The organism is Synechococcus sp. H70.1, from assembly GCF_047502705.1.
In the GTDB taxonomy this organism is placed as follows: Bacteria; Cyanobacteriota; Cyanobacteriia; order Thermostichales; family Thermostichaceae; genus Thermostichus.
Genome location: NZ_JANSIV010000007.1, coordinates 5,892 through 10,276, shown reverse-complemented (window position 1 = coordinate 10,276; position 4,385 = coordinate 5,892). Strand labels below are relative to the sequence as shown.

2 protein-coding genes and 2 pseudogenes are annotated in these 4,385 nt (G+C 64.2%); 3 read left to right on the top strand and 1 reads right to left on the bottom strand.

From position 1 onward, the window contains the following. The 3 genes and pseudogenes from NW827_RS00260 to cbiB all read left to right on the top strand — a co-directional run. Window positions 1–625: pseudogene (locus NW827_RS00260) on the top strand (serine/threonine protein kinase); the annotation flags it as partial. Window positions 626–638: 13 nt separating this feature from the next. Then, complete coding sequence (locus tag NW827_RS00255) at window positions 639–1,082, top strand: RrF2 family transcriptional regulator (protein ID WP_414362060.1); 444 nt, start codon at window positions 639–641, stop codon at window positions 1,080–1,082. Between the two features lie 11 nt (window positions 1,083–1,093). Further along, entirely contained in the window at window positions 1,094–2,068 is a 975-nt protein-coding gene (gene cbiB / locus NW827_RS00250; RefSeq protein ID WP_414503195.1) for an adenosylcobinamide-phosphate synthase CbiB, read from the top strand. Window positions 2,069–2,675: 607 nt separating this feature from the next. Here cbiB and NW827_RS00245 read toward each other — a convergent pair. Further along, window positions 2,676–3,806: pseudogene (locus NW827_RS00245) on the bottom strand (CBS domain-containing protein); the annotation flags it as partial. Between the last annotated feature and the right edge of the window lie 579 nt (window positions 3,807–4,385).

Here is a 4,385-nt window from a genome sequence, read left to right as displayed (position 1 = left end):
CCCCAAACCTCCCCTGCCTCCTGCAGCTTCACCTCAGCTGGGCAAAGGGCTGGCCTTGGCTTGGCTGTTGGCCAATGGGGCAGCGGCTGGCAGCGGCTACCTAGGGTTGGCGGCTTTGGCCCCGCTGCTGGTTACTTTGGGATCCCTCCAAGGGGTGGTGGTTGGAGCCGGCCTCGGCCTAATCATGGGACTGCTGCAGTGGGCAGTGTTGCGGCGACGAGTCTCCTGGCAGTGGGTGCTAGCGACGCTGCTGGCCACAGCTCTCGGTTGGCTGGCGGCGGATCTCCTCCCTCTGCAGGGGGGGAGGGCAATCCCCGTCTTTGATCCAAGCGATCCCTGGCTCCAGAGGGCCCTGCTAGCGATGGCCAATCCCTGGCGCGGCTTGTTGGTAGGTCTTGGCGTGGGTGGGCTGCAAGGGATCCTGCTGACTCGGCAGGGGAAAGTGGACTGGGCCTGGCTCTTGGCAGCAGGGGCAGAAGGGGGAGGAGCGGCTCTGCTTATGGGCCTGCTGTTGGCAAGCTCGGCTTGGAACCCCTGGGGGATGCTCCTTGCGGGTCTGCTGACCTCTACTCGCCCCCTTAGCGCCCTCGTGCTTTATTGGCAAGCGGATCGAGTGGGAAAGTAGGAAGAGAGTGCCAGTGCGCCTAACGACACGAGCCACCTACAGCATCAGAGCTTTGCTGGATCTGGCGATGCTGAGCAAGGGCCAGAGGGCGTCGGTGCGGGCTATTGCCGAGCGCCAGGGGATCCCGGCCCCCTACTTGGAAAAGCTGCTCATTGAGCTACGCCAAGCCGGTTTGGTTTGCTCCCAGCGAGGGGCCCAAGGGGGCTATCGGCTGGCACGGCCGCCGCGGCGAATCCCCATTAGCGCCATCTTGGCGGCGGTGGGAGAGTCTTGGGATCCCTCAAGAGCCCCTCAAGAAAGGGCCAGCGCGGCAGTAGACTGGGTAACAGTGGCCCTCTGGGAGCGGATTGCCCAGCGGGTGCAGCAAGTGTTGGAGGAAACCACGCTCGAAGATTTGTATTTCGATGCCCGCAGTTGGCAGGCAGCCCAAAACCAGGAGGGAAAGTTTGTCGTCTAAATAGCAGCAGGATGGAAGCCTGGCTGTTTTTCCCTGCTCAGCCAACTGCTCCTCTGGTGCTAGTGGCAGCTTTGGCCCTGGACTATCTGCTGGCGGATCCCTGGGGGTGGCCTCACCCCGTGCGGGTAATGGGGGCTGTTATTGCCTGGGGCCAAGGCTGCATTCTCCAGCACTGTTCAACTCCTCTAGCCCAGCGCTGGGGCGGGGCAATTCTTACCGTGGCGCTGCTGGCGGGCTCCTACGCAGCGGGCTGGGGTCTCATTGCCATTGCCCACACTCTCCACCCCTGGGCAGGGATCCTAATGCAGGCCATCCTGATGGCCAGTTGCTTGGGGGGGCGCAGCCTGCGCTTTGCTGCCTTGGAAGTGTTGGATCTCTTGGAAAAAGGGGATCTGGTGCAGGCCCGCCAACGCCTTAGCCGCTATGTAGGTCGGGATACAGAGCACCTGACGGAGCCAGAGATTTTGCGGGCGGTGATCGAGACAGTGGCGGAAAATACCCCTGATGGGGCGACGGCCCCCTTGTTCTATGCCTTTCTGGGGGGAGCACCCTTGGCGTTGGCTTACAAGGCCAGTAGCACGTTGGACTCAATGGTGGGCTATCGCCATGCCCCCTTTACCTACCTGGGCACGGTGCCGGCCCGCTGCGAGGACGTGTTAACCTGGCTGCCCTGCCGGCTAACGGTACTGACGCTAGCGCTGCTGAGCGGGGATCCCTGGAGGTTTTGGCAGCGCTGTCGCCGCGACGGGCAGGCAGATCCCAGCCCCAATTCAGGGTGGAGCGAGGCAGCCTTTGCCTGGCGGCTGCAGATTCAGTTGGGAGGAACCAATCGCTACCGCGGCATTCCCAAGGTTAAGCCAAAGGTGGGGATCCCAGCTCGCCCTTTGAGCCGCCAGGTAGTGCAGGAGAGCCTGCAGCTACTGCGGCAGGTTCTGGGAGTGTGGAGTGGCTTAATGGTGAGTCTGGCCCTTCTCTGCCGGTTTTGAGGCTGCCAGCAGGTGGCGGCAAGGGGTAGTGTTCCCGCAGCCAGGCTTCTGCCTCAATAGGAGTGGTGAGCTCGCCATTGAGGGTAAGGTAGCGTAGGCAATCCAAAATCTCTTGAAACAGGGGGCCCGGCTTATAGCCCAGCCGGCGCAAATCGTGGCCGTTGAGGGGCGGCTTCACCCAGTGCCACTCCTGCAGGTAGCGCCAGATCAGCCGCCGCGCTGGCTTGTCGGCAAGCCCCGCCAACAGGATCACCTCCGGGATACGCAGCCGCTGCAGCAGCTGCACCACCTGGGCTGGGGAGAGGGATCCGCTTGCCAGTTGCGCTAGCAAGGCTTGGTAGGAGGGGAAATGGCTGAGGCGTTCGATGCCCGCTTGGGTGAGGTGGAGCTGGCTTGCCACCTGAGGCGCTTGGGGCAGGGCCAGAAGCAGAGCTTCCAGGCGCAGTTGCCAGATTTCCTGGGATCCCAACTCGGGGTAGCGGCGGCGGAAGTGATAGGCCCAGCGGCCAACCCGCTGCAGCCGCTGGCACAGGGAAGGCTCCCAGGTTAGATCGGGGTGAATGCAGCGCAGGGCTCCCCACGCCGAGAGCCGCTCAAAGGCCATGGGCCAGTCTTGGGAGCGGAGGATGTAGGCCAGCTCCTGCTTGAGGCGCTCCCCGCCAACGGCATCGTGGAGGCCGCTGGCTACAGCAGCGCGGATCCACTCTTCAGTGGTCGGATCCAGCGTAAAGCCCAGGTGCACAGCAAAGCGCACCGCCCGGTAGATGCGGGTGGGATCCTCAATGAAGCTGTTGGGGTGGAGAGCGCGGATGATCCCCTGCTGCAGATCCGCTTGCCCGCCGAAAAAATCCAGCAACTGACCCCGCTGGGGGCCGTTGAGGCGCAGGGCCAGGGCATTGATGGAAAAATCCCGCCGGTAGAGATCTTGCTGGATGGATCCCATGGCCACCTCAGGTGGCGAAGCCGGGTAGGGGTAAAACTCCGTGCGGGCACTGGCAATATCGACACAAAAGCCCCCTGGCCAGATCAGGGCTGCCGTCTGGAACTTGCCGTGGATCTCCAACCGCGCCTCGGGGAAGTGCTGCTTGAGGGCCTTCCCCAGGATCAACCCCCAGCCCGGCGGATCCGTACCATCGGCGGCCAAGGGGTAAGGCCCGTCCACCACCAAGTCCAGATCTAGCCGCTCCAGGCGAGAGGGAGGCTGCCGTCCCCACTGGTGCAGCAGTAGATCCCGCACCGCTCCCCCCACCAGATACAGCCGCAGACCCTTTTCGTCGGCAAGGCGGGCAGCTTCCTCTAGCAACTGGCGGTGCCGCGGCGAGAGAGCAGCAAAGGTGAGATCCAGAGGACAGGAGAAGGCAGGAACAGCTAGGCGAGGCGAGAGGGCCGGCAACTGGTGCAGGTGCCGCAACACGTCGGTGCGGGTTACGATCCCTACCAACTGGCCCTCCTGGAGCACCGGCAGCCGGCCAATGTCCCACTGCACCATCAGCCGCTGGATCTCCGCCAGCGGAGTGTCAGGGGAGAGGGTCTTGACATCCGTGGTCATGTAGCCCTTGACGGGGGCATGGCCAAAGCCGTGGTGCAGGGCAATGTCAATGTCCCGCCGTGAGATCACCCCCACCAGGCGGCCCTGGCCGTCCACCACCACCAGGCCAGAGTGGCCATAGCGCAGCAGCACCCGCTGCGCCTCCTGAATGGTAACCTCGGGCCGAATGGTGCGCACCGGTGAGGACATCAAATCCTTAGCCGTCACCGGCGGCGGGATCCGCTCTTTAACTGCCTGGCTAAGGTCGGCCAGCACCTGGGCTGGGTCGGGCAAGGGCTGGTCTGGGGAGGCTTTTAGGGTAGCTGCTGCCGCGCAGTCGTGGCCTCCGCCGCCGTAGCGGGCCATCACCTGACCCAGTTGGGCAAACTCCTGCCGCGCCCGTCCAATGAGGCTGAGCCGCTCCCCCTGCCGCGCCACCAAGAGCAGCACATCCACCCCTGTCAGCTCCATCAGCCGCATCACCAGGCCGGCCAAGCCGGGCACAAACTCCGGCAGCTCTAGGAGCCATGTTCCCAGGCGGTACTCCCCCACCTCCTCCACCTGCATCTGGGCCAACCCCTGACTCAGCAGCTCCTGCATCAAGGGGGTAAGGCCATCCCCCAAGAAGCGCCGCAACAACACCAGGTTTACCCCCTGCTGCAACAGCCAGGTGAGGGCCGCAGCGTCGCGGGCCGTGGTTTCCGGGAAGGTCAGGGATCCCGTGTCCATGTGGATGCCCAAAGCCAGGGCCAGCCGCTCAAAGGGGCTGAGGCGGATCCCAGCCGCCTG

Excerpts from the sequence above, each read along its gene's own strand:
- cbiB (WP_414503195.1), top strand. The coding sequence starts at position 1,094 with ATGGAAGCCTGGCTGTTTTTCCCTGCTCAGCCAACTGCTCCTCTGGTG.